The sequence below is a fragment of the Arthrobacter sp. MSA 4-2 genome, from assembly GCF_016405885.1.
Taxonomy (GTDB): Bacteria; Actinomycetota; Actinomycetes; order Actinomycetales; family Micrococcaceae; genus Arthrobacter_D.
This window is the reverse complement of sequence record NZ_JAEKGC010000004.1, coordinates 79,305-100,528: the sequence shown is the minus strand read 5'-3', so window position 1 is coordinate 100,528 and position 21,224 is coordinate 79,305. Positions and strand designations below refer to the sequence as shown.

Below are 21,224 nucleotides of genomic sequence, written 5' to 3'. Positions count from 1 at the left end.
CCCAGCCGCGCTTTTCGCAGCTGAAACTCATGCAAGTCTACTTGGGGGCTTTGGTTTTCTTGAAATTGCAGGGTACTGCCGGCCCCGAGGGGCCGTTGGCTGGTGGAGGGCCGGCGGACGGGATGTCCGCCGGCCCCACCGGATGCCTCAGTCGTTGCCGACCGGGGATCCGAAGTTACTCACCGCGGGTCTTCTGGATGATCTCGTCGGCAACAGCCTTGGGGACCTCCGAGTAGCTGTCGAACTGCATCGAGTACACGGCGCGGCCCTGGGTCTTGGACCGCAGGTCGCCGATGTAGCCGAACATTCCGGACAGGGGCACGAGGGCGCGGATGACCTTTACGCCGCTTGCGTCCTCCATGGACTGCATCTGGCCGCGGCGGGAGTTGAGGTCGCCGATAACTTCGCCCATGTACTCCTCGGGCGTGCGGACCTCAACATCCATGAGCGGTTCGAGCAGCACCGGCTGCGCCATCCGAGCGGCTTCCTTGAATGCCATGCGACCGGCGATCTTGAAGGCCATTTCGGAGGAGTCGACGTCGTGGTAGGCGCCGTCAAGCAGCGTCGCCTTGATGCCGACAACCGGGTAGCCGGCGAGCACGCCGTCGTTGAGGGCATCCTGGATGCCTGCATCAACGCTGGGGATGTACTCGCGCGGAACGCGTCCACCGGTGACCTTGTTGTCGAAGGTGTACAGCTCGCCTTCGGCGGTGTCCAGCGGCTCGATCGCGATCTGGATCTTCGCGAACTGGCCCGATCCACCGGTCTGCTTCTTGTGCGTGTAGTCGTGCTTGGCGACTGTGCGCTTGATCGTCTCGCGGTAGGCGACCTGGGGCTTGCCCACGTTCGCCTCGACCTTGAATTCGCGGCGCATGCGGTCCACCAGGATGTCCAGGTGGAGCTCGCCCATGCCGGCGATGATCGTCTGTCCGGTGTCCTCGTTGAGGGAGACCTGGAAGGTCGGGTCCTCGGCCGAGAGCTTCTGGATAGCCGTGGACAGCTTCTCCTGGTCGCCCTTGGTCTTGGGCTCGATCGCAACCGAGATCACGGGCTCCGGGAAGCTCATGGACTCGAGGACGATCTGGCTGCCGGAGTCGGAGAGGGTGTCACCGGTGGTGGTGTCCTTCAGCCCGATCGCTGCGTAGATGTGGCCGGCCAGTGCCTCTTCAACAGGGTTTTCCTTGTTGGCGTGCATCTGGAACAGCTTGCCGATGCGCTCCTTCTTGCCCTTGGTGGAGTTGACCACCTGGGTGCCGGCGGAGACCTGTCCGGAGTAAACCCGGATGAAGGTCAGCTGGCCGAAGAACGGGTGGGTCGCAACCTTGAACGCCAGAGCCGAGAACGGCTCGTCGGTGCTCGGCTTGCGGGTCATCTCGACGGTCTCGTCGCGGGGGTCGTGACCGACCATGGCGGGAACGTCGAGCGGGGACGGCAGGTAGTCGACGACGGCGTCAAGCATCGGCTGGACGCCGCGGTTCTTGAACGCGGAGCCGCAGAGGATCGGGTAGACCTCGGAGGCGATCGTCATCTTGCGGATGCCGGCCTTGATTTCCTCGACGGTGAGTTCTTCACCCTCGAGGTACTTGCCCATGAGGTTGTCGGAGGACTCTGCAACGGTCTCGACGAGCGCGGCGCGGTATTCCTCGGCCTTTTCCTGAAGATCGGCGGGGATCTCCTGGACCTCGTACTTGGCACCCATCGTCACGTCGCCCTTGGCGTCGCCCGGCCAGACCAGGGCGCGCATTTCGATCAGGTCGACGACGCCGATGAAGTCGTTCTCGGCACCGATGGGCAGCTGGAGGACCAGCGGCTTGGCGCCGAGGCGGCTGATGATGGTGTCGACGGTGAAGTAGAAGTCGGCGCCCAGCTTGTCCATCTTGTTGACGAAGCAGATGCGGGGAACTTCATACTTGTCGGCCTGGCGCCAGACGGTCTCGGACTGGGGCTCAACGCCCTCCTTGCCGTCGAACACGGCGACGGCGCCGTCGAGGACGCGCAGTGAGCGCTCAACCTCGACGGTGAAGTCAACGTGGCCGGGGGTGTCGATGATGTTGATCTGGTTGTTGTGCCAGAAGCTGGTCACGGCGGCAGACGTGATGGTGATGCCGCGTTCCTTTTCCTGTTCCATCCAGTCGGTCGTCGAGGCGCCGTCGTGGGTCTCGCCGATCTTGTGGTTTACACCCGTGTAGAACAGGATGCGCTCGGTAGTAGTGGTCTTGCCGGCATCGATGTGCGCCATGATGCCGATATTGCGGACCTTTGTAAGGTCTGTAAGCACGTCCTGTGCCACGGTGTCTCCCTTTTGACGAAGATGGAGTTCTGCTGGACCCCCGGGCGGGAACTGCCGATCGGCAGGCCCCGCCGGGAGCTCGTTTTACCAGCGGTAGTGTGCGAAGGCCTTGTTGGACTCGGCCATCTTGTGCGTGTCTTCGCGGCGCTTGACTGCAGCACCGAGGCCGTTGGAGGCGTCGAGGATTTCGTTCTGCAGACGCTCGGTCATCGTCTTCTCGCGGCGGGCCTTGGAGTACCCGACCAGCCAGCGGAGGGCGAGGGCGGTCGAACGCCCCGGCTTGACCTCGACGGGAACCTGGTAGGTGGCGCCACCGACACGGCGTGAGCGGACCTCGAGGGTCGGCTTGACGTTGTCCATTGCCTTCTTCAGTGCTGCGACGGGGTCGCCGCCGGACTTGGCGCGTGCGCCTTCGAGTGCACCGTAGACGATGCGCTCGGCGGTGGACTTCTTGCCGTCGACGAGAACCTTGTTGATCAGCTGAGTGACCAGGGGGGAACCGTAGACGGGATCTACAACGAGCGGCCGCTTCGGGGCCGGGCCCTTACGAGGCATATTACTTCTTCTCCATCTTTGCGCCGTAGCGGCTGCGGGCCTGCTTACGGTTCTTGACGCCCTGGGTATCCAGCGCCCCACGGACAATCTTGTAACGGACACCCGGAAGGTCCTTCACACGTCCGCCGCGCACCAGCACGATGGAGTGTTCCTGAAGGTTGTGCCCAACACCGGGGATGTAGGCGGTGACTTCGATGCCGCCGTTGAGACGCACGCGGGCAACCTTGCGGAGCGCGGAGTTCGGCTTCTTCGGGGTGGTCGTGTAGACGCGGGTGCAGACGCCGCGCTTCATCGGGCTGCCCTTCAGTGCGGGCGCCTTGGTCTTGGCGACCTTCGGTGACCGGCCCTTGCGGACCAGCTGGTTAATCGTAGGCACTTTCGTGTTCTCCGTAATGTCTCGGATGAGTTCTCTGTTAGCCCGACCCTGCGGTCATCCGGAACCACATGGGCAGCGGACCACCCGTGAGCGGGGGTTCTCAGTCGTTTGGCGCCGCCTGACAAGCTGCCGCAAAACGACCGTAGGCGTGCAAAAATGTGGCATTCGTTGTACAAGATCCCTACAACACGGAGATACGTTTCGCAACGCCAATCCACTGCCACACAAACAATTGAGGTCAAGTCTATCAGAGATTGGGCCGCGGCCGCGCCGCTCCCGGCGCCCCGCCCCGGAAACACGCGGATCTGAGCGGTAGAATGCCCCGATAAGGACGGCGTATGAAGCCGGGACGACGACGGTGGCTGGGGCCGGCCGGGCGCCCGGAGACCCGGGAACGGGAAAGGCCCCGGACCGTCTCGGGTCCGGGGCCTTTCGCCGTGTTCTACCGCTGCTCGCGCAGCGCGGGCTTCCTAGCGGAAGTCGTTGCCGAGGTCGTAGTCATCCAGGGGGATGGCGTGGAACTCGGGGTTCATTCCGCCCTCGACGCCGGCGTAGTCGAAGTCGCTGAACGCGCTCGGGCCGGTGAAGAGGTTGGCCTTGGCTTCCTCGGTGGGCTCGACCGTGATCTTCGTGTAGCGGTCTAGGCCGGTTCCGGCCGGGATGAGCTTACCGATGATCACGTTCTCCTTCAGGCCGAGCAGCGGATCGCTCTTGCCTTCCATGGCGGCCTGCGTGAGAACACGCGTGGTCTCCTGGAAGGAAGCGGCCGACAGCCACGACTCGGTGGCGAGTGAGGCCTTGGTGATGCCCATGAGCTCGGGACGGCCTGAGGCCGGCTTCTTGCCCTCGGACACCACGCGGCGGTTCTCGTCCTCGAAGCGGCGGCGCTCGGCCAGCTCTCCGGGGAGGAGATCCGATTCACCGGACTCGATGACGGTCACGCGGCGCAGCATCTGCCGGACGATGACTTCCACGTGCTTGTCGTGGATGCCAACACCCTGGCTGCGGTACACGCGCTGGACCTCGTCCACCAGGAACTCCTGGGCCTTGCGGGGGCCAAGGATACGCAGGATCTGCTTGGGGTCGACCGCGCCGAAGACGAGCTGCTGCCCGACCTCGACGTGCTCGCCGTCGGCGACCAGCAGGCGTGCACGGCGCAGGACCGGGTACGCGATCTCCTCCGAGCCGTCGTCAGGGGTGACCACCAGGCGAAGCTGCTTTTCGGCATCCTCGATGGTGACGCGCCCTGCGACCTCGGAGATCGGGGCGACACCCTTGGGGGTACGCGCCTCGAAGAGCTCCTGGATACGGGGCAGACCCTGGGTGATGTCCTCGGCCGAGGCAACACCGCCGGTGTGGAAGGTACGCATGGTCAGCTGCGTGCCGGGCTCACCGATGGACTGTGCGGCGATGATGCCGACGGCCTCTCCGATGTCCACGGTCTTGCCGGTCGCAAGCGAACGGCCGTAGCAGAGGGCGCAGGTTCCGACGCTCGACTCACAGGTCAGCACGGAGCGGACCTTGATCTCGGTGACACCTGCGGCGAACAGCTCGCCGATCAGGACGTCTCCGACGTCGGAGCCGGCAGCCGCCAGCACCTCGCCCTTGGAGTCGACGACGTCGGTGGCGAGCGTACGGGCGTACGCCGAGTTCTCGACCTCTTCGTGAAGGACCAGTTCGCCGTTGGCGTCAGGCACCGCAATGGTGACCTTCAGGCCGCGCTCGGTGCCGCAGTCGTCCTCGCGGACGATGACGTCCTGGGACACGTCCACGAGACGGCGGGTCAGGTAACCCGAGTTCGCCGTACGCAGCGCGGTGTCCGCGAGGCCCTTACGGGCACCGTGGGTCGCGATGAAGTACTCCAGCACCGACAGGCCCTCACGGTAGGAGGACTTGATCGGACGCGGGATGATCTCACCCTTGGGGTTCGCCACCAGGCCACGGATACCGGCGATCTGCCGGACCTGCAGCCAGTTACCACGGGCACCGGAGGACACCATGCGGTTGATGGTGTTGTCCTTCGGCATTGCCTCGCGCATGGAGGCGGCCACCTCGTTGGTTGCCTTGTTCCAGATGTCGATGAGCTCCTGGCGGCGCTCCTCGTCGGCGATCAGGCCCTTGTCGAACTGCGACTGGACCTTGGCGGCCTGCGTCTCGTAGCCCTCCATGATTCCGGCCTTGTTGATAGGCGCGGAGATGTCGGAGATGGCGACGGTAACACCGGAGCGCGTGGCCCAGTAGAAGCCGGCGTCCTTCAGGTTGTCCAGCGTCGCGGCGGTGACGACCTTGGGGTAGCGCTCCGCGAGATCGTTGACGATCGTGGAGAGCTGTCCCTTGTCGGCGACCTTCTCGACCCAGGGGTAGTCCTCGGGAAGGGTGTCGTTGAACAGGACCTGCCCGAGGGAGGTCTCGATCAGCGCCGGGGTGCCCGGCTCCCAGCCCTCAGGCGCGGGGGTGTCCGCGCTGGGGACGAAGTTGGGAACGCGGATGCGCACCACGGAGTTCAGGTGCAGCTCGCCGGCGTCGTGCGCCATGATGGCCTCGGCGGGGCTGGTGAACACGCGGCCTTCGCCCGCACTGCCCTCACGCTTGGTGGTGAGGTGGTGCAGACCGATGATCATGTCCTGTGACGGGAGGGTCACGGGGCGGCCATCGGAGGGCTTGAGGATGTTGTTCGAGGAGAGCATCAGGATGCGCGCCTCGGCCTGGGCCTCGGGGCTCAGCGGAAGGTGCACTGCCATCTGGTCGCCGTCGAAGTCCGCGTTGAAGGCGGCGCAGACCAGCGGGTGGAGCTGAAGGGCCTTGCCTTCAACCAGCTGGGGCTCGAACGCCTGGATGCCGAGGCGGTGCAGGGTAGGTGCACGGTTCAGCAGCACGGGGTGTTCGGTGATGATCTCTTCGAGAACGTCCCAGACCTGCGGGCGGTAGCGCTCGACCATCCGCTTGGCGCTCTTGATGTTCTGCGCGTGGTTGAGGTCTACCAGGCGCTTCATCACGAACGGCTTGAAGAGCTCCAGCGCCATCTGCTTGGGCAGGCCGCACTGGTGCAGCTTCAGCTGCGGGCCGACGACGATCACGGAACGGCCCGAGTAGTCGACGCGCTTGCCCAGGAGGTTCTGGCGGAAGCGTCCCTGCTTGCCCTTGAGCATGTCGGAGAGCGACTTCAGCGGACGGTTGCCCGGCCCGGTGACGGGACGGCCGCGGCGGCCGTTGTCGAACAGGGAGTCAACGGCTTCCTGCAGCATGCGCTTTTCGTTGTTCACGATGATCTCGGGGGCACCGAGGTCAAGCAGGCGCTTCAGGCGGTTGTTCCGGTTGATGACGCGGCGGTACAGATCGTTGAGGTCGGACGTCGCGAAACGGCCACCGTCGAGCTGGACCATCGGGCGCAGTTCCGGCGGGATCACCGGGACGGCGTCCAGCACCATGCCCAGAGGGCTGTTGGTGGTGGTGAGGAACGCGTTGACAACCTTCAGGCGCTTCAGGGCACGCGTCTTGCGCTGGCCCTTGCCGTTCTGGATGATGTCGCGGAGCATCTCGGCCTCGCCGGGCATGTCGAAGTTCTCAAGACGCTTCTTGATCGCCTCGGCGCCCATGGAGCCCTCGAAGTACAGGCCGTAACGGTCGCGCAGCTCGCGGTAGAGGCCCTCATCGCCTTCAAGGTCGGCGACCTTGAGGGTCTTGAAGCGCTCCCACACCTGGACCAGGCGCTCGATGTCGGCGTCGGCGCGCTTGCGCACGTTGGCCATCTGACGGTCCGCGGAGTCGCGGGCCTTCTTCTTGTCGGCGGCCTTGGCGCCCTCGCCCTCGAGGCGGGCAAGCTCGTCCTCAAGGTCCTTGGCGATCGCAGCGATGTCGGAGTCGCGCTGGTCGATCATCTGCTTCTTCTCAAGGTCGTGCTCGGCCTGGAGGTTCGGCAGTTCGGCGTGACGGTTCTCTTCGTCGACCGAGGTGATCATGTAGGCAGCGAAGTAGATGACCTTCTCAAGGTCCTTCGGTGCAAGGTCAAGCAGGTAGCCAAGGCGTGAGGGAACACCCTTGAAGTACCAGATGTGCGTGACGGGAGCGGCGAGCTCGATGTGGCCCATGCGCTCGCGGCGCACCTTGGCACGGGTGACCTCGACGCCACAGCGCTCACAGATGATGCCCTTGAAGCGCACGCGCTTGTACTTGCCGCAGTAGCACTCCCAGTCGCGGGAAGGGCCGAAGATCTTCTCGCAGAAGAGGCCGTCCTTCTCGGGCTTGAGCGTGCGGTAGTTGATGGTTTCCGGCTTCTTGACCTCGCCGTAAGACCAGCCGCGGATTTCGTCCGCGGTGGCAAGGCCGATTCGCATGAGGCCGAAGGAGGATTCGCTGGACATATGGTCCCTGTTCTCTCTTTGTTCTCTAAATTCTTGAAGTCTTGTGGGGTGCGGTGGGAAGTGCTGGCGCCCGGGTGTCCGGCCCGGCGCCTGGAACGGCGGCAACGAAATTTCCTCGGCCGCTGACGGCCTCCGAAATATTAAAGCCGCCTTCCTCCAGGCGCCGGACCAGACAGGATCCGGATGTCGCCTTAGACTTCCTCGACAGAGCTCGGCTCGGCCCGTGACAGGTCGATGCCCAGCTCTTCCGCGGCCCGGAAGACTTCTTCATCCGAGTCACGCATCTCAATCGTCGTTCCGTCGGTGGAAAGGACTTCCACGTTCAGGCACAGCGACTGCATTTCCTTGATCAGCACCTTGAAGGACTCGGGAACGCCCGGCTCGGGGATGTTCTCGCCCTTGACGATCGCCTCGTAGACCTTGACGCGTCCGTGGATGTCATCCGACTTGATCGTCAGGAGCTCCTGGAGCGTGTAGGCGGCGCCGTAGGCCTCGAGGGCCCAGACTTCCATCTCACCGAAGCGCTGTCCGCCGAACTGCGCCTTACCACCCAGCGGCTGCTGCGTGATCATGGAGTACGGTCCGGTGGAGCGTGCATGGATCTTGTCGTCGACAAGGTGGTGCAGCTTCAGGATGTACATGTAGCCGACGGAGATCGGGTCCGGGAACGGCTCGCCGGAGCGCCCGTCGAATAGACGCGCCTTGCCGGACTCGCCGATCAGGCGCTGGCCGTCGCGGGTCACGTTGGTCGAGTTGAGCAGACCGACGATCTCGTCCTCGGTGGCGCCGTCGAACACAGGGGTCGCGACGGTGGTCGAGGCGACCTCGCGGGGCAGGTTCGGAAGGTTCTTGACCCAGTCGGGCTCCCCTTCGATTTTCCAGCCCTGCTTGGCGGCCCAGCCCAGGTGAATCTCCAGGACCTGTCCGACGTTCATGCGGCCCGGAACACCCAGCGGGTTCAGGACGATGTCGACGGGGGTGCCGTCCTCGAGGAACGGCATGTCCTCGATCGGCAGGATCTTGGAGATGACGCCCTTGTTGCCGTGGCGGCCGGCCAGCTTGTCGCCGTCCGTGATCTTGCGCTTCTGCGCAACGTAGACGCGGACGAGCTGGTTGACGCCCGGGGGCAGCTCGTCGTCGTTGTCGCGGTCGAAGATGCGCACGCCGATGACGGTTCCCGACTCACCGTGGGGAACCTTCAGGGAGGTGTCGCGGACCTCGCGGCTCTTCTCACCGAAGATGGCGCGCAGCAGGCGCTCCTCCGGGGTGAGCTCCGTTTCACCCTTGGGGGTGACACGGCCGACGAGGATGTCGCCCGCCTCAACCTCGGCACCGATGTGGATGATGCCGCGCTCGTCGAGGGCGCCAAGGACCTCTTCGGAGACGTTCGGGATGTCGCGGGTGATTTCCTCGGCACCGAGCTTGGTGTCGCGGGCGTCGACCTCGTGCTCCTCGATGTGGATCGAGGTCAGCACGTCGTCGGAGACGATGCGCTGCGAGAGGATGATCGCGTCCTCGAAGTTGTGGCCTTCCCAGGACATGAACGCAACGAGCATGTTCTTGCCCAGGGCCAGTTCACCCTGGTCGGTGGAGGGACCGTCGGCGATGATCGAGTTGTACTCGACGCGGTCGCCCTCGCCCACCAGCACACGCTGGTTGTACGCGTTGCCCTGGTTGGAGCGGGCGAACTTCATGATCGGGTAGCTGGTCTCGGTGCCGTCGTCGTTGAGCACGGTGACGAGGTCGGCGGAGACTTCGCGCACGACGCCGGCCTTGGCGGCGGTGACAGCGTCACCGGCGTCGACGGCGGCGTACTTCTCCATGCCGGTGCCCACGAGCGGACGCTCGGAGCGCAGCAGGGGAACGGCCTGGCGCTGCATGTTCGCACCCATGAGGGCGCGGTTGGCATCGTCGTGCTCGAGGAACGGAATCAGGGCCGTTGCCACCGACACCATCTGGCGCGGGGAAACGTCCATGTACTCGACCTCGTCGGCGGCGACGAGCACGGGCTCGCCGGAGCCACCGCGGGTACGCACCAGGACCATGTCCTCGACGAACTTGCCCTCGGCGTCGAGCGGGGCGTTGGCCTGTGCGATCAGGCGCTCCACCTCGTCATCGGCGGTCAGGTAGTCGATCTGCTCGGTGACGATACCGTCGACGGCCTTGCGGTACGGGGTCTCGATGAACCCGAACGCATTGATGCGTCCGTAGGAGGCCAGCGAACCGATGAGGCCGATGTTCGGGCCTTCAGGGGTTTCGATGGGGCACATACGGCCGTAGTGCGACGGGTGGACGTCACGGACCTCCATGCCGGCGCGGTCGCGGGACAGACCACCCGGGCCCAGCGCGGACAGGCGGCGCTTGTGCGTCAGTCCGGCGAGCGGGTTGTTCTGGTCCATGAACTGCGAGAGCTGGGAGGTTCCGAAGAACTCCTTGATCGCAGCGACGACCGGACGGATGTTGATCAGGGTCTGCGGCGTGATCGCCTCGACGTCCTGGGTGGTCATGCGTTCGCGGACGACGCGCTCCATGCGGGACAGGCCGGTGCGGACCTGGTTCTCGATGAGCTCGCCGACGGCGCGGATGCGGCGGTTGCCGAAGTGGTCGATGTCATCGACCTCGACGCGCAGCTCGACGTCTTCGCCGTCGCGCTTGCCGCCGATGGTCTTCTCACCGGCGTGCAGGGCAACGAGGAACTTGATCATCGCGACGATGTCGTCGATGTTCAGCACCGACGCATCGGAGTCGGTGAGGTCCTTGTCGATGCCGAGCTTGCGGTTGATCTTGTACCGGCCGACCTTGGCCAGGTCGTAGCGCTTGGGGTTGAAGTACAGGTTGTCCAGCAGGGTCTGGGCAGCCTCAACCGTCGGCGGCTCTCCCGGGCGCAGCTTGCGGTAGATGTCGAGCAGGGCGTCCTCACGGGTTTCCGTGGCGTCCTTCTCCATGGTGGCGCGGATGGAGTCGTACTCGCCGAAGGTCTCGAGGATCTGGCCTTCGGTCCAGCCGAGGGCCTTGAGCAGCACGGTGACGGACTGCTTGCGCTTGCGGTCGAGGCGGACGCCGACCTGGTCGCGCTTGTCGATCTCGAGCTCGAACCAGGCGCCGCGGGACGGGATGATCTTCGCACTGAAGATGTCCTTGTCGCTGGTCTTGTCGGCGGTGCGCTCGAAGTAGGCGCCGGGCGAACGGACCAGCTGCGAAACGACGACACGCTCGGTGCCGTTGATCACGAAGGTGCCCTTGTCCGTCATCAGCGGGAAGTCGCCCATGAACACGGTCTGCTGCTTGATCTCGCCCGTGTTGTTGTTCATGAACTCGGCCTTGACGTACAGCGGAGCCGAGTACGTTGCGTCACGGTCCTTGCACTCGGCCATGGTGTACTTCGGGTCGGCGAACTCCGGCTCGGAGAAGCTCAGGGACATGGTGCCCTGGAAGTCCTCGATCGGTGAGATCTCTTCAAAGATGTCGGCCAGACCCGAGGTCGTGGCTACGCCCTGAAGTCCCTTCTCCAGAGCTTCCTCAACGCGCGCCTTCCAGCGCTCGTTGCCGACCAGCCAGTCAAAGCTGTCGGTCTGAAGGGCGAGGAGATTCGGAACATCGAGGGGTTCGTGAATCTTTGCGAATGAGAGCCGGGGTGCGGCGCCGTCGGCGTCGACCTGGCTGTTAGCGGTTGCATTATTAGAGGTGCTCGAGGCGACCAAGAGGGATCCTTCCACAGACCTTCAGGCTTGTCAGCGATCCGCCCTCAGCACCACCGCCGCAGATTGGTGCGGGGATCGAGTGCTAACCTGATGTCTCCACGCGTCATCTGAACCAAGTGGCCCGTTAAATGACGAGAGCAGAACAAAGCCCACCGCTATATGAAGGCTGAGGTTTAGAGGGAAGACGCAAATCCCCACACTACGGGACTCCTAGCGCAATGTCCAATGCCGCGTCAACCTCGCCACGCCCCTCAAGTGTCGCCTCCCTGATCTGCGGCGGGTATGCACTCCCCTTCTGGAACCCGTCCGCGGGGTGTCCGCCCGCCGTCAGGCCGGCTCCGGCAGCGGCCCGGTCGAGGTGTCGGAGCGCAGCCGCTTCACCACGAGCTCGGCGCTGATCAGGCACATCGGGATGCCGATGCCCGGCACGGTGGAGCTTCCCGCGTAGTAGAGCCCCTCCACCTTCCGGCTGCGGTTCGATCCGCGCAGGAAGGCGCTCTGCCGCAGGGTGTGGGCCGGGCCGAGGGAGGTCCCCCGCCAGGCGTTGAGGTCGGAGGCGAAGTCGCGCGGACCGTAGGTGCGCCGGAGCACGATCCGTTCGGCGAGGTCCGGGATGTGCGCCCACTCGGCGATCTGCGCGATCACGGCGTCGGCGAGCTCCTCGACCCGCGCGTCCCCGCCGCGGTCCACGCCCCCGCCGCCGATGCCGACGTCCGCGGGGATGGGCACCAGGACGAAGACGTTCTCGTCCCCGGCCGGGGACACCGAGGGGTCGGTGGCGCTGGGGCGGCAGACGTAGAGCGAGGCCGGGGACGGGATGGAGGTCTCGGCGCCGAAGATCCGCCCGAAGTTGTCCTTCCAGTCGGCGGTGAACAGCAGCGTGTGGTGCTCGAGCTGCGGCAGGGAGCCCTTCACGCCGAGGTAGAGCAGCAGCGCGCTGGGACCCGGAACCCGCCGGGACCAGTACTTCTCGGGGTAGGTCTGCCGGTGATCGGGCAGCAGGACCGTCTCGGTGTGGTGGAGGTCGGCGGCGGAGACCACGACGTCGGCCTCCACCCGGTGCACGGCTCCGCCGGACCGGTAGCTGACCCCGGTGACCTGGGCGCCGGGACGGCGGGGGCCCCGGCGGCGGGAGGAACCAGCGTGCGCGGCTGCCGTATCGAGGGGGGCGGTGTCGATGGGGACGGTGTCGATGGAGACCACGTCGGCGCCGGTGCGGATCTCCACGCCGGCCCCCTCGGCAACCCTCGTCATCGCCGCGATCAGGGAGGTGAACCCGCCCATCGGGTAGAGCACGCCGTCGTCGAGGTCCAGGTGGCTCATCAGGTGGTACATGCTGGGGGCGTCGAACGGTGAGCTGCCGAGGAAGACCGCCGGGTAGCCGAGGATCTGGCGCAGCCGCGGATCGGCAAACCGGCTGGCCACGAATCCGGAGAGGGGCTGCAGCAGCAGCCGGACGAGCTTGGGCAGGCGGACCAGGACGTCGGGTCGAAGCAGCGGCAGGAAGGATTCGAAGGTGGAGTACAGGAAGCGCCGCTTAGCGATCGTGTAGGTGTCTTCGGCCGAGTCGAGGTACTTCTCCAGCGCCTCCCCCGCGCCGGGCTCGAGGGATTCGAAGAGCTTCACCACGGCCGGGCGGTCGGCCGGGACATCCACGGCGTCGCGGTTTTCCTCGAAAATCACCCGGTAGCCGGGGTCGAGCCGGATCAGCTCGAGCTGCTCGGCGGCGGAGGTGCCCATCAGCCTGAAGAAGTGGTCGATCACCTCGGGCATGAGGTACCAGGACGGTCCGGTGTCGAAGCGGAACCCGCTGGCCTCCCAGGATCCGGCGCGGCCGCCCACCTGGTCCTGCTTTTCGAGCAGGGTCACGGTGTGCCCCTCGGCGGCCAGCAGCGCCGCGGTGGCGAGCCCGCCGATTCCGCCGCCGATGACGGCGACCCGCCGGCCGCCGACGCGGGGCGTTCCGGTGTTTCCCTGGACGCTCATGGTGTCCTCTCCTTCAGCTGGGTTTCCGGAGCCGAGCTTCCGGCCAGGGTCCGCGCCAGGATGCGCAGCTTGACCGCGTTGGGCACCCGGATGCGGGCCCTGAGCAGTTCCTCGGCCGGGGTGCGCCGCAGCCTCAAGGCCAGCTCGGTGAAGAGGGCCTGGGCCAGGGCCACGGCCCGGCGCGGTGCAGGGGGAAGTCCGGGCAGGCTCGCCAGGGAGATCCTGAGGTCCTCGTCGATGTCGTCGAGCAGGCGGTGCTTGTCCTGCTCGGTGAAGGATCCCGGCCGGATGCCGGGAAAGTAGCTGCGGCCCAGCGTGGAGAAGTCCTCGGCGAGGTCGCGGAGGAAGTTGATCTTCTGGAAGGCTGCCCCGAGGTGCCGCGCCCCGTCCGCGAGGATCTCCTCCTGCGCCGCATCGGTGGGGCGCCCGGCCAGGAACGCCTTGACGCACATCAGCCCGACCACCTCCGCGGAGCCGTAGACGTACCGGGAGAACGACTCGGGCGTGTGTTCGCGCTGGGTGATGTCGGCGCGCATCGACGCGAAGAAGGGGCGGGTGAGGTCCATGCCGATGCCGGTGGCCCGGGCGGTAACGGCAAAGGCGTGGACCACGAGGTTGGCGCTGTACCCGGTGGCGAGGGCGGTTTCGGTCTCCCGCTCCAGCGCGTCCAGCGTCGCTTCGACCTGTCCGGCGTCGAGCCCGGCGGCGGCGGCCGGCCCGTCGACGACCTCGTCGGCGACCCGGACCAGGGCGTAGACGGCTTCGATCCGCGCCCGGGTGGGGCCGTCGAGGAGCCGGCAGGCCAGGCCGAAGGACGTCGAGTAGCAGCGGATCACCTCGGCCGAGGTCTTCAGGGCCGCGGCGTTGTACCGCTCGAGCGCTGTCGTGTTCGCCATGGTCACCGTGTCCTGTCCACGGCCGCGGAGGCCACCGGTTGAAGTACGTCGCGCAGCCCGCGCGGCACGAGGTCGGAGTCGAGGTGGCGCCGGGCGCGGGAGGCATAGTCCACCGCGAGCCCCGCCGAGTACTCGCGCGCCCCCGAGTCTTCGAGGACCCGGCGGACGTAGTCGGCTTCGGCGGCGGACATCGCCGGTGACCCGACAAGGGAGGAGATCTCCTCCCATTCCGGGCGGTCCGCGACGAAGGACATCAGGGCCGTCCGCTTGCCTTCGCGCAGGTCCCCCCAGTTCGTCTTGCCCGTGCGGGATTCACTGCCGAAGACGCCCAGCAGGTCGTCGGCGATCTGGAAGGCGATGCCGGCGTCGCGGCCGAACTCGCCCAGGCAGTCCACCAGGGGGTCCTCAGCACCGGCGAGCACTGCCCCGGCCTGCAGGGGCCCTTCGAAGGAGTAGACGGAGGTCTTCAGCCGGGCCATGTTCAGGATGTCCTCAAGCGGTGGCATCCGCGGGGCCAGCATCGCCTCGATGTCGAGGTATTCCCCAGCCGCCGAGGCGAACACCGCCTCGTCGAGGATCTCGTTGAGCCGGCGGTGGGTCGCCGGGGCCGTGTGCACCCGGTCGAGGAGCCGGTAGGCGTTGGAGAGCGCGAGGTCCCCGGCAATAACCCCGGCGGAGAACCCGATGTGGTCGGCGGCGGCGGGTGCCATGCCGGCGTCGCGCGCAACCGCGCGATAGCGGCCCGACACGTTGGGGACGCCCCGGCGCACGAAGTCGCGGTCGATCACGTCGTCGTGGATGATGAACGCCGTATGCAGCAGTTCGAAGGACGCACCGACCAGGGCGGCGCTGGCCAGGTCCGTCCCGCCCAGCAGGGAGTACGCGGAGAGCACCAGGCGGGGACGGAAGCGCTTGCCGCCGGCGGTGCACGCTTCAAGCGTTTCCCACAGCCCCAGGTACCCGGGGCCTACCGCTGCGGCCCGCTGCCTGGACCTCTCAAAGAAACACCGGAGCACGTCCTCGACCTGCTCGAGCCCGTCCGGCTCGACCAACAGATCGTCGATGTTCATAGGTAAAGTAAACACGGACAAGCCGCCTTCAACTAACCAGGCGGACCACCGCACGGCCGGGCAGCATCCCGCCGTGGGAAAACCTCCCGAAATCCTTGCGGGAGACGATCGGGATGAGGACAATGGCGCGACATCTTGAAGAGCACCCCGCCGACCCCGAACTGGTGGTGCTGCTGGCCGAGGACGGCACGCCCATCGGCACCCAAGACAAGGCGAGTGTCCACACCGAGGACACCCCACTTCACTTCGCCTTCTCCACCCATGTCTTCAACGACGCCGGGCAGATCCTCGTGACGCGCCGTGCGCTGACCAAGAAGGCCTGGCCCGGCGTGTGGACCAACTCCTTCTGCGGACACCCGGGGCCCGGCGAGACGCCGAAGGAGGCGGTGGTGCGCCGCGCGCGTCAGGAGCTCGGCATGACGGTCCGTTCGATCACGCCTGCGCTTCCCGATTTCCGCTACCGTGCCGTCGATGCCTCGGGCATCGTCGAAAACGAAATCTGCCCGGTCTTCACCGCGGTGATCGATGGTCCGATCGCTCCGTCGCCGGAGGAGGTCATGGACATTCAGTGGGTTGAGCCTGGCCGTCTGGTCAACGCCGTGGAGGCGACGCCGTGGGCCTTCAGCCCCTGGCTCACGCTCCAGCTGCCGCTGCTCTACCCCTCCGGGAACCAGTTAATAACCGTTAGCTGAAATGGGCGGGGAGCGGTAGCCTTAAGGGGAGTACTTCAGGATTTCAATGACGAAAGCGAGCACTCCCCGCCATGGCCTTTCCAACCAACGCGCCCGACGACGTAGTCATCGTCGGCGGAGCACGTACCCCGTCCGGCAAGTTGAACGGCCAGCTGTCGGCCTTCAGCGCCGTTGAGCTCGGCGGCTTCGCCGTCGCGGGCGCCCTGGCCAACGCCGGCGTGCCACCCGAGTCCGTCGACACAGTGATCATGGGCCACGTCGTGCAGGCCGGCTGCGGCCAGAACCCGGCACGCCAGGCGTCCCTGCGCGCGGGCATCGGCTGGGACGTTCCGGCCGTGACCGTGAACAAGGTGTGCCTCTCGGGTCTCACTGCGGTGATCGACGCCGCCCGCCTGATCCGCAGCGGCGAGGCCTCCGTGGTCGTCGCCGGCGGCCAGGAATCGATGTCCCGCGGACCGCACCTGCTGCCGGGGTCCCGCCAGGGCTGGACCTACGGCAATATCGCCGCCCTCGACTCGGTCGCCCACGACGGGCTGACCGACGCCTTCGACAACGAGTCGATGGGCGCCTCCACCGAGCGGGGAAATCGAAAGCTCGGCATCGACCGGACCGCCCAGGACGAGGTGGCCGCGGCGTCCCACCAGCGGGCTGCGGCGGCCATTGAGTCGGGCATCTTCGCCGAGGAAATCGTGCCGGTCACCGTGCCGCAGCGCCGGGGCGACGACGTCGTCCTCACCACCGACGAGGGAGTCCGCCCGGCCACGACGGTTGACACCCTGGGCGGGCTCCGTCCGGCGTTCGACAAGGAGGGCACCATCACGGCGGGCAACTCCTCGCCGCTGTCCGACGGCGCCTCCGCGCTGGTGCTGACCTCCCGCGCCACCGCCGAACGGCTCGGCCTGAGGATCCTCGCCGTCACCGGGCAGCCCGGGCAGGTCGCCGGCCCGGACAATTCGCTGCATTCCCAGCCCTCCAACGCCATCACCCACGCGCTCAAGCGGGCCGGCTGGACGGCCTCGGAGCTGGACTTCATCGAGATCAACGAGGCCTTCGGCGCGGTGGCCGTGCAGTCCCTCAAGGACCTCGACTACCCGGCCGAGAAGTGCAACCTCCACGGCGGGGCTATCGCACTCGGGCACCCCATCGGCGCCTCTGGGGCACGGCTCGCGCTGCACGCGGCCTTCGAACTGCACCGCCGGGGCTCAGGCAAGGCGGCTGTGTCCCTGTGCGGCGGCGGCGGGCAGGGCGAGGCCCTCCTGCTCTGGCGCGAATAGCACCCGGCACGGCTTAAACGGAGAAGGCCCCGACCTGAGGTCGGGGCCTTTCCTGTCTGGCAGCGGGGCAGACCCCAGCTGCCGGATCTGCTACTTGAGGGAGACGGTGGCGCCGGCAGCTTCGAGAGCTTCCTTTGCCTTCTCCGCAGCTTCCTTCGTGGCGCCTTCGAGAACAGCCTTCGGAGCGCTGTCGACAACGTCCTTGGCTTCCTTCAGACCCAGTGAGGTCAGCGCGCGGACCTCCTTGATGACGGCAATCTTCTTGTCGCCGGCAGCTTCGAGGACAACGTCGAAGGAGTCCTTCTCTTCCTCGGCTGCTTCGCCTGCGCCGCCGCCGGCGGGGCCTGCGACTGCAACAGCGGCTGCGGTGACCTCGAAGGTCTCCTCAAACAGCTTTACGAAGTCGGAGAGTTCGATGATCGACAGTTCCTTGAAGGCTTCAATGAGCTCTTCGTTGGTGAGCTTCGCCATGGCTAAAGCATCCTTCCGTGAGTGGTGCACTGCACCGAGATGAATGGGTGAAGAGAACTACTTCTCTTCGGGTGCCGCAGCTTCTTCGGCCGGAGCCTCTGCCGGAGCAGCGGTCTCGTCGGCGGCGGGAGCATCGGCGTCTGCGGATGCAGCACCATTGCCCTCGTCGAGCTTGATGCGCAGGGCATCGATGGTGCGGGCGAGGGCTGCCATGGGTGCCTTGAGCACACCGGCAACCCGGGAAAGCTGGAGTTCGCGCGACTCGAGGGCTGCCAGGGCAGCGACCTCGGAGGCGTTGAGGGCCTTGCCCTCGAAGATTCCAGTCTTGATAACGAGCTTCGGGTTGGCCTTCGCGAAATCCGTGAGGCTCTTAGCAGCAGCAATTGCGTCACCCTTGATGAAAGCGATTGCAGTAGGTCCGGCGAGCTGGCCTTCGAACGCGTCGATGCCGGCTTCCTTGGCTGCAATGCCCGTCAAGGTGTTCTTGACGACAGCGAACTTGGTGTCCGCACCGAGTGAACGGCGCAGTTCCTTGAGCTGTGCGACCGTGAGCCCGCGGTATTCGGTTAGGACAGCGGCGGTGGAATCCTTGAAATCGTTAGTGATTTCTCCCACTGCATCTACCTTTGTTGGCGTTGCCATAACCCTCCTTCCGGGGAATAAAAGCCGGTATGTCAGCCCCAATAAAAAACGCCCCGCGCAGATGCACGGGGCTTTCTCGGGACACGGCACCTGGTGCTGTGCGGAGGAGAGCTTCGTTCACCTGCGTTGGCCGCCCTTGACGGGAACTTTCAGATCTACTTCCTTACCTTTCCGCGCAGCATTGCTGCCAGCGAAAAGGGTGGAGGCACATCGACCGACGGTCTTTGGTAGTTCAAGGGTACGTGAAGCGGCGGCGGCCTCCAAATCCGCTACCCGAGGGAGGGGTCAAGCCGTTTCTGCCAGCCGGCCACCCACCCCGCCGGAACGAAGCCCAGCTCGACGTTGACCGCCAGCATGAAGGAGTTCTCCTCCGCATTCCAGGTGTAGATCCGTTGCACGCCGGGCCAGGCGGACCGCAGGGCCAGCAGGTTCGCAGCCTTCAGCAGCATGCCCAGCCGGTGGCCGCGGTGCGCCCGGAGCACCAGGGTGTCCTCCTGGTTCGCGACGGCCGGAGCCGCCTCGTACCGCTCAAGGACGGTATGGCCTGCCAGCTCACCGGTCGGCCGGTGCAGTACGGCCGCGACGAGGCTGTGGCCGCCACCGCGTTCCAACCGGCTCTCCGCCTCGCGCACCCGCGCCGCGTCCCAGTCCTCCTCGTCGAGGTCAAGGTCCCCGAGGGGCGCATCGGTGCTCATCGCCTGACGGAGCCGGGCGTACTGGTCGAGGCGGTCATCGGGGCAGTGCCCCTCCCAGCGGAGCACTTCGTAGTCCGGGCCCGCGGCGGCCTCCGCGGCGGCGAAGGCATTCGCGGCGGCATCGCTCCCGCCGCCGAGGTCGAGCACGCTGCAGCGGTCCACTTGCGCGAGGTCGAACCGCCGGCTCAGGGCCATCCGGGCGCCGGGGTCCGCCGCAGGGAAGCTTCCGGCACCGTTGGCGGGAATCAGGTCCTCCCCCCGGCCGGGCGCCCCCGGCCCACGGCCGGCGCCTGTCAGCGACACCTCGCTCCAGCCCATGACGGTGGACCGTCCCCGGCTGCCGACATACCGCTCCGCCTCGGCGTAGAGGGCGCCCCCGACCCCTTCGCTGCGTGCCTCGGGGTGCACTGCCAGATCGAGGTAGCAGGCCGAGAGGTTGTCGGTCAGCGGCAGGTCGATGATGGCCCGGCCCACGATGCGTCCGCCCCGCCGCGCCACCAGGATGTGCCGCTCTTCATAGGGGTTGGACTGGGAGACCGCGTGTTCCTGCCTGCCGTCGCGGCGGAAGTCGTCGCTGCCCCACACGCCGCGCTGGACGAGGTTGCCAAGTTCGACGACGTCCAGGAAGTCCGCGGCGTCCGGCGAGGAGAGGTCGGGCGGGACGGGGACCGGGCCGATCTCCAGGGAATCGGTGCTCATGCTCGATTGTAGGCCGCGGACTCCGGCCCGCTTCAGCGCACGGGCCCCTCCCCTGCGGGAGAAGCGGCCTGCACCGGCCCGGGGAAGAAACTGCCCACCGGCCGGGGACGGTCGGTGGGCGGGCTTGACTGGGCTGGGCTGGACTGGCCGGAAAACCCAGCGGGGGTGGCCGCAGCCTTGGCTGCGGCCACCCCCGCTGGGTGGTCAGGTTCTGCGGGACGCTTACGCGTCGGCGAGGACCTTCGTGACGCTCGGGTCGACGGAGATGCCGGGGCCGAAGGTCGTGGAGACGGTGGCCTTCTGGATGTAGCGGCCCTTCGAAGCCGAAGGCTTCAGGCGCAGGACCTCTTCGAGGGCTGCGGCGTAGTTCTCCGCCAGCTTCTGAACATCGAAGGAGACCTTGCCGATGATGAAGTGGAGGTTCGAGTGCTTGTCGACGCGGAAGTCGATCTTTCCGCCCTTGATGTCGGTGACAGCCTTGGCCACATCGGCCGTAACGGTTCCGGTCTTCGGGTTCGGCATGAGGTTACGCGGGCCGAGGATCTTACCGAGGCGGCCGACCTTACCCATCAGGTCCGGGGTGGCGACGGCGGCGTCGAAGTCCACCCAGCCGCCGGAAACCTTCTCGATCATGTCGTCGGAGCCAACGAAGTCGGCGCCGGCGGCGATTGCCGCTTCGGCCTTCTCGCCGGTCGCGAAGACGAGGACGCGGGCGGTCTTACCGGTGCCGTGGGGCAGGTTGACGGTGCCGCGGACCATCTGGTCGGCCTTGCGGGGGTCGACGCCGAGGCGGAAGGCAACCTCAACGGTCGCGTCGAACTTGGAAGGGTTGGAGTCCTTCGCGAGGACTACCGCCTCGAACGGAGAGTACTGCTTCTCCGCCTCGATCTTGGCGGCAGCTCCCTTATATGCTTTGCTGCGCTTTGCCATCTGCTTTTTCTCCTTATGCAGTTGTGGTCTGCGGACCGCGCTGGGCCCTGCCACACTCCCACCGCGCGCCCGGCGCACGGTTTCGAATTTGGTTAGTGGTGGCTTCGGCGGCGGGTGCCGCGTCGGCCGGGTGGAGAGCTGTTAGCCCTCGACCGTGATGCCCATGGAGCGGGCGGTGCCGGCGATGATCTTGGCCGCGGCCTGGACATCGTTGGCGTTGAGGTCTTCCATCTTCGTGGTGGCGATTTCCTCGACCTGGGCCTGGGTCAGCTTGGCAACCTTGACGGTGTGCGGCGTACCGGAGCCCTTCTGGACGCCGGCTGCCTTCTTGATCAGCTCGGCTGCCGGAGGGGTCTTGGTGATGAAGGTGAACGAACGGTCTTCGTAAACGGTGATTTCAACGGGGATGACGTTTCCGCGCTGGGACTCCGTCGCGGCGTTGTACGCCTTGCAGAATTCCATGATGTTGACACCGTGCTGACCGAGCGCGGGACCAATGGGGGGAGCCGGGTTGGCGGCGCCTGCATTGATCTGCAGCTTGATGAGGCCGGTGACCTTTTTCTTCGGGGCCATGAAAGGGTCCTTT

15 protein-coding genes are annotated in these 21,224 nt (G+C 66.3%); 2 read left to right on the top strand and 13 right to left on the bottom strand.

Annotation, left to right across the window (positions count from 1 at the left end; genetic code table 11):
• Positions 1-175: 175 nt before the first annotated feature.
• The 8 genes from fusA to I6N91_RS05640 all read right to left on the bottom strand — a co-directional run bounded on the left by fusA (position 176) and on the right by I6N91_RS05640 (position 15,235).
• On the bottom strand, positions 176-2,290 hold the full coding sequence (gene fusA / locus I6N91_RS05675) for an elongation factor G (protein ID WP_198811486.1): 2,115 nt from the start codon (positions 2,288-2,290) through the stop codon (positions 176-178).
• A gap of 84 nt (positions 2,291-2,374) precedes the next feature.
• Positions 2,375-2,845 carry a 30S ribosomal protein S7 gene (gene rpsG / locus I6N91_RS05670; RefSeq protein WP_043440595.1) on the bottom strand — a complete coding sequence of 157 codons (471 nt, stop codon included), beginning with the start codon at positions 2,843-2,845 and terminating at the stop codon, positions 2,375-2,377.
• A 1-nt stretch (position 2,846) separates the two neighbouring features.
• On the bottom strand, positions 2,847-3,221 hold the full coding sequence (rpsL, locus tag I6N91_RS05665) for a 30S ribosomal protein S12 (protein ID WP_120164735.1): 375 nt from the start codon (positions 3,219-3,221) through the stop codon (positions 2,847-2,849).
• A gap of 470 nt (positions 3,222-3,691) precedes the next feature.
• Complete coding sequence (locus I6N91_RS05660; protein WP_198811484.1) at positions 3,692-7,582, bottom strand: DNA-directed RNA polymerase subunit beta'; 3,891 nt, start codon at positions 7,580-7,582, stop codon at positions 3,692-3,694.
• A gap of 191 nt (positions 7,583-7,773) precedes the next feature.
• Positions 7,774-11,283, bottom strand: coding sequence for a DNA-directed RNA polymerase subunit beta (gene rpoB / locus I6N91_RS05655; RefSeq protein WP_198811483.1), 3,510 nt, complete (start codon positions 11,281-11,283; stop codon positions 7,774-7,776).
• Positions 11,284-11,610: 327 nt separating this feature from the next.
• Positions 11,611-13,269, bottom strand: a complete 1,659-nt coding sequence (gene crtI, locus I6N91_RS05650) for a phytoene desaturase family protein (protein ID WP_198811481.1) — start codon at positions 13,267-13,269, stop codon at positions 11,611-11,613.
• The gene (locus I6N91_RS05645) at positions 13,266-14,165 is read right to left on the bottom strand and encodes a phytoene/squalene synthase family protein (RefSeq protein WP_198811479.1); all 900 of its coding nucleotides are present in this window, start codon (positions 14,163-14,165) and stop codon (positions 13,266-13,268) included. The genes crtI and I6N91_RS05645 overlap by 4 nt, the downstream gene beginning before the upstream one ends.
• A gap of 2 nt (positions 14,166-14,167) precedes the next feature.
• A complete protein-coding gene (locus I6N91_RS05640; RefSeq protein ID WP_198811477.1) occupies positions 14,168-15,235 on the bottom strand; it encodes a polyprenyl synthetase family protein in 1,068 nt (355 codons plus the stop codon).
• A gap of 122 nt (positions 15,236-15,357) precedes the next feature.
• Here I6N91_RS05640 and idi point away from each other — a divergent pair, with 122 nt between their 5' ends.
• Positions 15,358-15,927 (top strand): isopentenyl-diphosphate Delta-isomerase, encoded by a 570-nt coding sequence (idi, locus tag I6N91_RS05635; RefSeq protein WP_198811475.1) that lies wholly within the window; start codon positions 15,358-15,360, stop codon positions 15,925-15,927.
• A 71-nt stretch (positions 15,928-15,998) separates the two neighbouring features.
• Complete coding sequence (locus I6N91_RS05630) at positions 15,999-17,201, top strand: acetyl-CoA C-acetyltransferase (RefSeq protein ID WP_198811473.1); 1,203 nt, start codon at positions 15,999-16,001, stop codon at positions 17,199-17,201.
• A gap of 90 nt (positions 17,202-17,291) precedes the next feature.
• On the opposite strand, the gene rplL is transcribed toward I6N91_RS05630, so the two are convergent.
• From rplL to rplK, 5 genes are all read right to left on the bottom strand, one after another.
• Positions 17,292-17,672 (bottom strand): 50S ribosomal protein L7/L12, encoded by a 381-nt coding sequence (gene rplL / locus I6N91_RS05625; protein WP_159617675.1) that lies wholly within the window; start codon positions 17,670-17,672, stop codon positions 17,292-17,294.
• Positions 17,673-17,729: 57 nt separating this feature from the next.
• On the bottom strand, positions 17,730-18,314 hold the full coding sequence (rplJ, locus tag I6N91_RS05620) for a 50S ribosomal protein L10 (RefSeq protein WP_159617676.1): 585 nt from the start codon (positions 18,312-18,314) through the stop codon (positions 17,730-17,732).
• A 269-nt stretch (positions 18,315-18,583) separates the two neighbouring features.
• A complete protein-coding gene (locus I6N91_RS05615; protein ID WP_198811471.1) occupies positions 18,584-19,708 on the bottom strand; it encodes a GNAT family N-acetyltransferase in 1,125 nt (374 codons plus the stop codon).
• Positions 19,709-19,930: 222 nt separating this feature from the next.
• The gene (gene rplA, locus I6N91_RS05610) at positions 19,931-20,638 is read right to left on the bottom strand and encodes a 50S ribosomal protein L1 (protein WP_198811469.1); all 708 of its coding nucleotides are present in this window, start codon (positions 20,636-20,638) and stop codon (positions 19,931-19,933) included.
• Between the two features lie 141 nt (positions 20,639-20,779).
• Positions 20,780-21,211, bottom strand: coding sequence for a 50S ribosomal protein L11 (gene rplK, locus I6N91_RS05605; protein ID WP_120164714.1), 432 nt, complete (start codon positions 21,209-21,211; stop codon positions 20,780-20,782).
• Between the last annotated feature and the right edge of the window lie 13 nt (positions 21,212-21,224).

Bases quoted from the DNA above. Each gene is read 5' to 3' on its own strand.
- rplJ (WP_159617676.1), bottom strand. From the start codon at position 18,314: ATGGCAACGCCAACAAAGGTAGATGCAGTGGGAGAAATCACTAACGAT.
- I6N91_RS05660 (WP_198811484.1), bottom strand. From the start codon at position 7,582: ATGTCCAGCGAATCCTCCTTCGGCCTCATGCGAATCGGCCTTGCCACC.
- crtI (WP_198811481.1), bottom strand. From the start codon at position 13,269: ATGAGCGTCCAGGGAAACACCGGAACGCCCCGCGTCGGCGGCCGGCGG.
- idi (WP_198811475.1), top strand. From the start codon at position 15,358: ATGGCGCGACATCTTGAAGAGCACCCCGCCGACCCCGAACTGGTGGTG.
- I6N91_RS05630 (WP_198811473.1), top strand. From the start codon at position 15,999: ATGGCCTTTCCAACCAACGCGCCCGACGACGTAGTCATCGTCGGCGGA.
- I6N91_RS05615 (WP_198811471.1), bottom strand. From the start codon at position 19,708: ATGAGCACCGATTCCCTGGAGATCGGCCCGGTCCCCGTCCCGCCCGAC.
- rplK (WP_120164714.1), bottom strand. From the start codon at position 21,211: ATGGCCCCGAAGAAAAAGGTCACCGGCCTCATCAAGCTGCAGATCAAT.
- rplL (WP_159617675.1), bottom strand. From the start codon at position 17,672: ATGGCGAAGCTCACCAACGAAGAGCTCATTGAAGCCTTCAAGGAACTG.
- rpsG (WP_043440595.1), bottom strand. From the start codon at position 2,845: ATGCCTCGTAAGGGCCCGGCCCCGAAGCGGCCGCTCGTTGTAGATCCC.
- I6N91_RS05645 (WP_198811479.1), bottom strand. From the start codon at position 14,165: ATGGCGAACACGACAGCGCTCGAGCGGTACAACGCCGCGGCCCTGAAG.
- I6N91_RS05640 (WP_198811477.1), bottom strand. From the start codon at position 15,235: ATGAACATCGACGATCTGTTGGTCGAGCCGGACGGGCTCGAGCAGGTC.
- rplA (WP_198811469.1), bottom strand. From the start codon at position 20,638: ATGGCAAAGCGCAGCAAAGCATATAAGGGAGCTGCCGCCAAGATCGAG.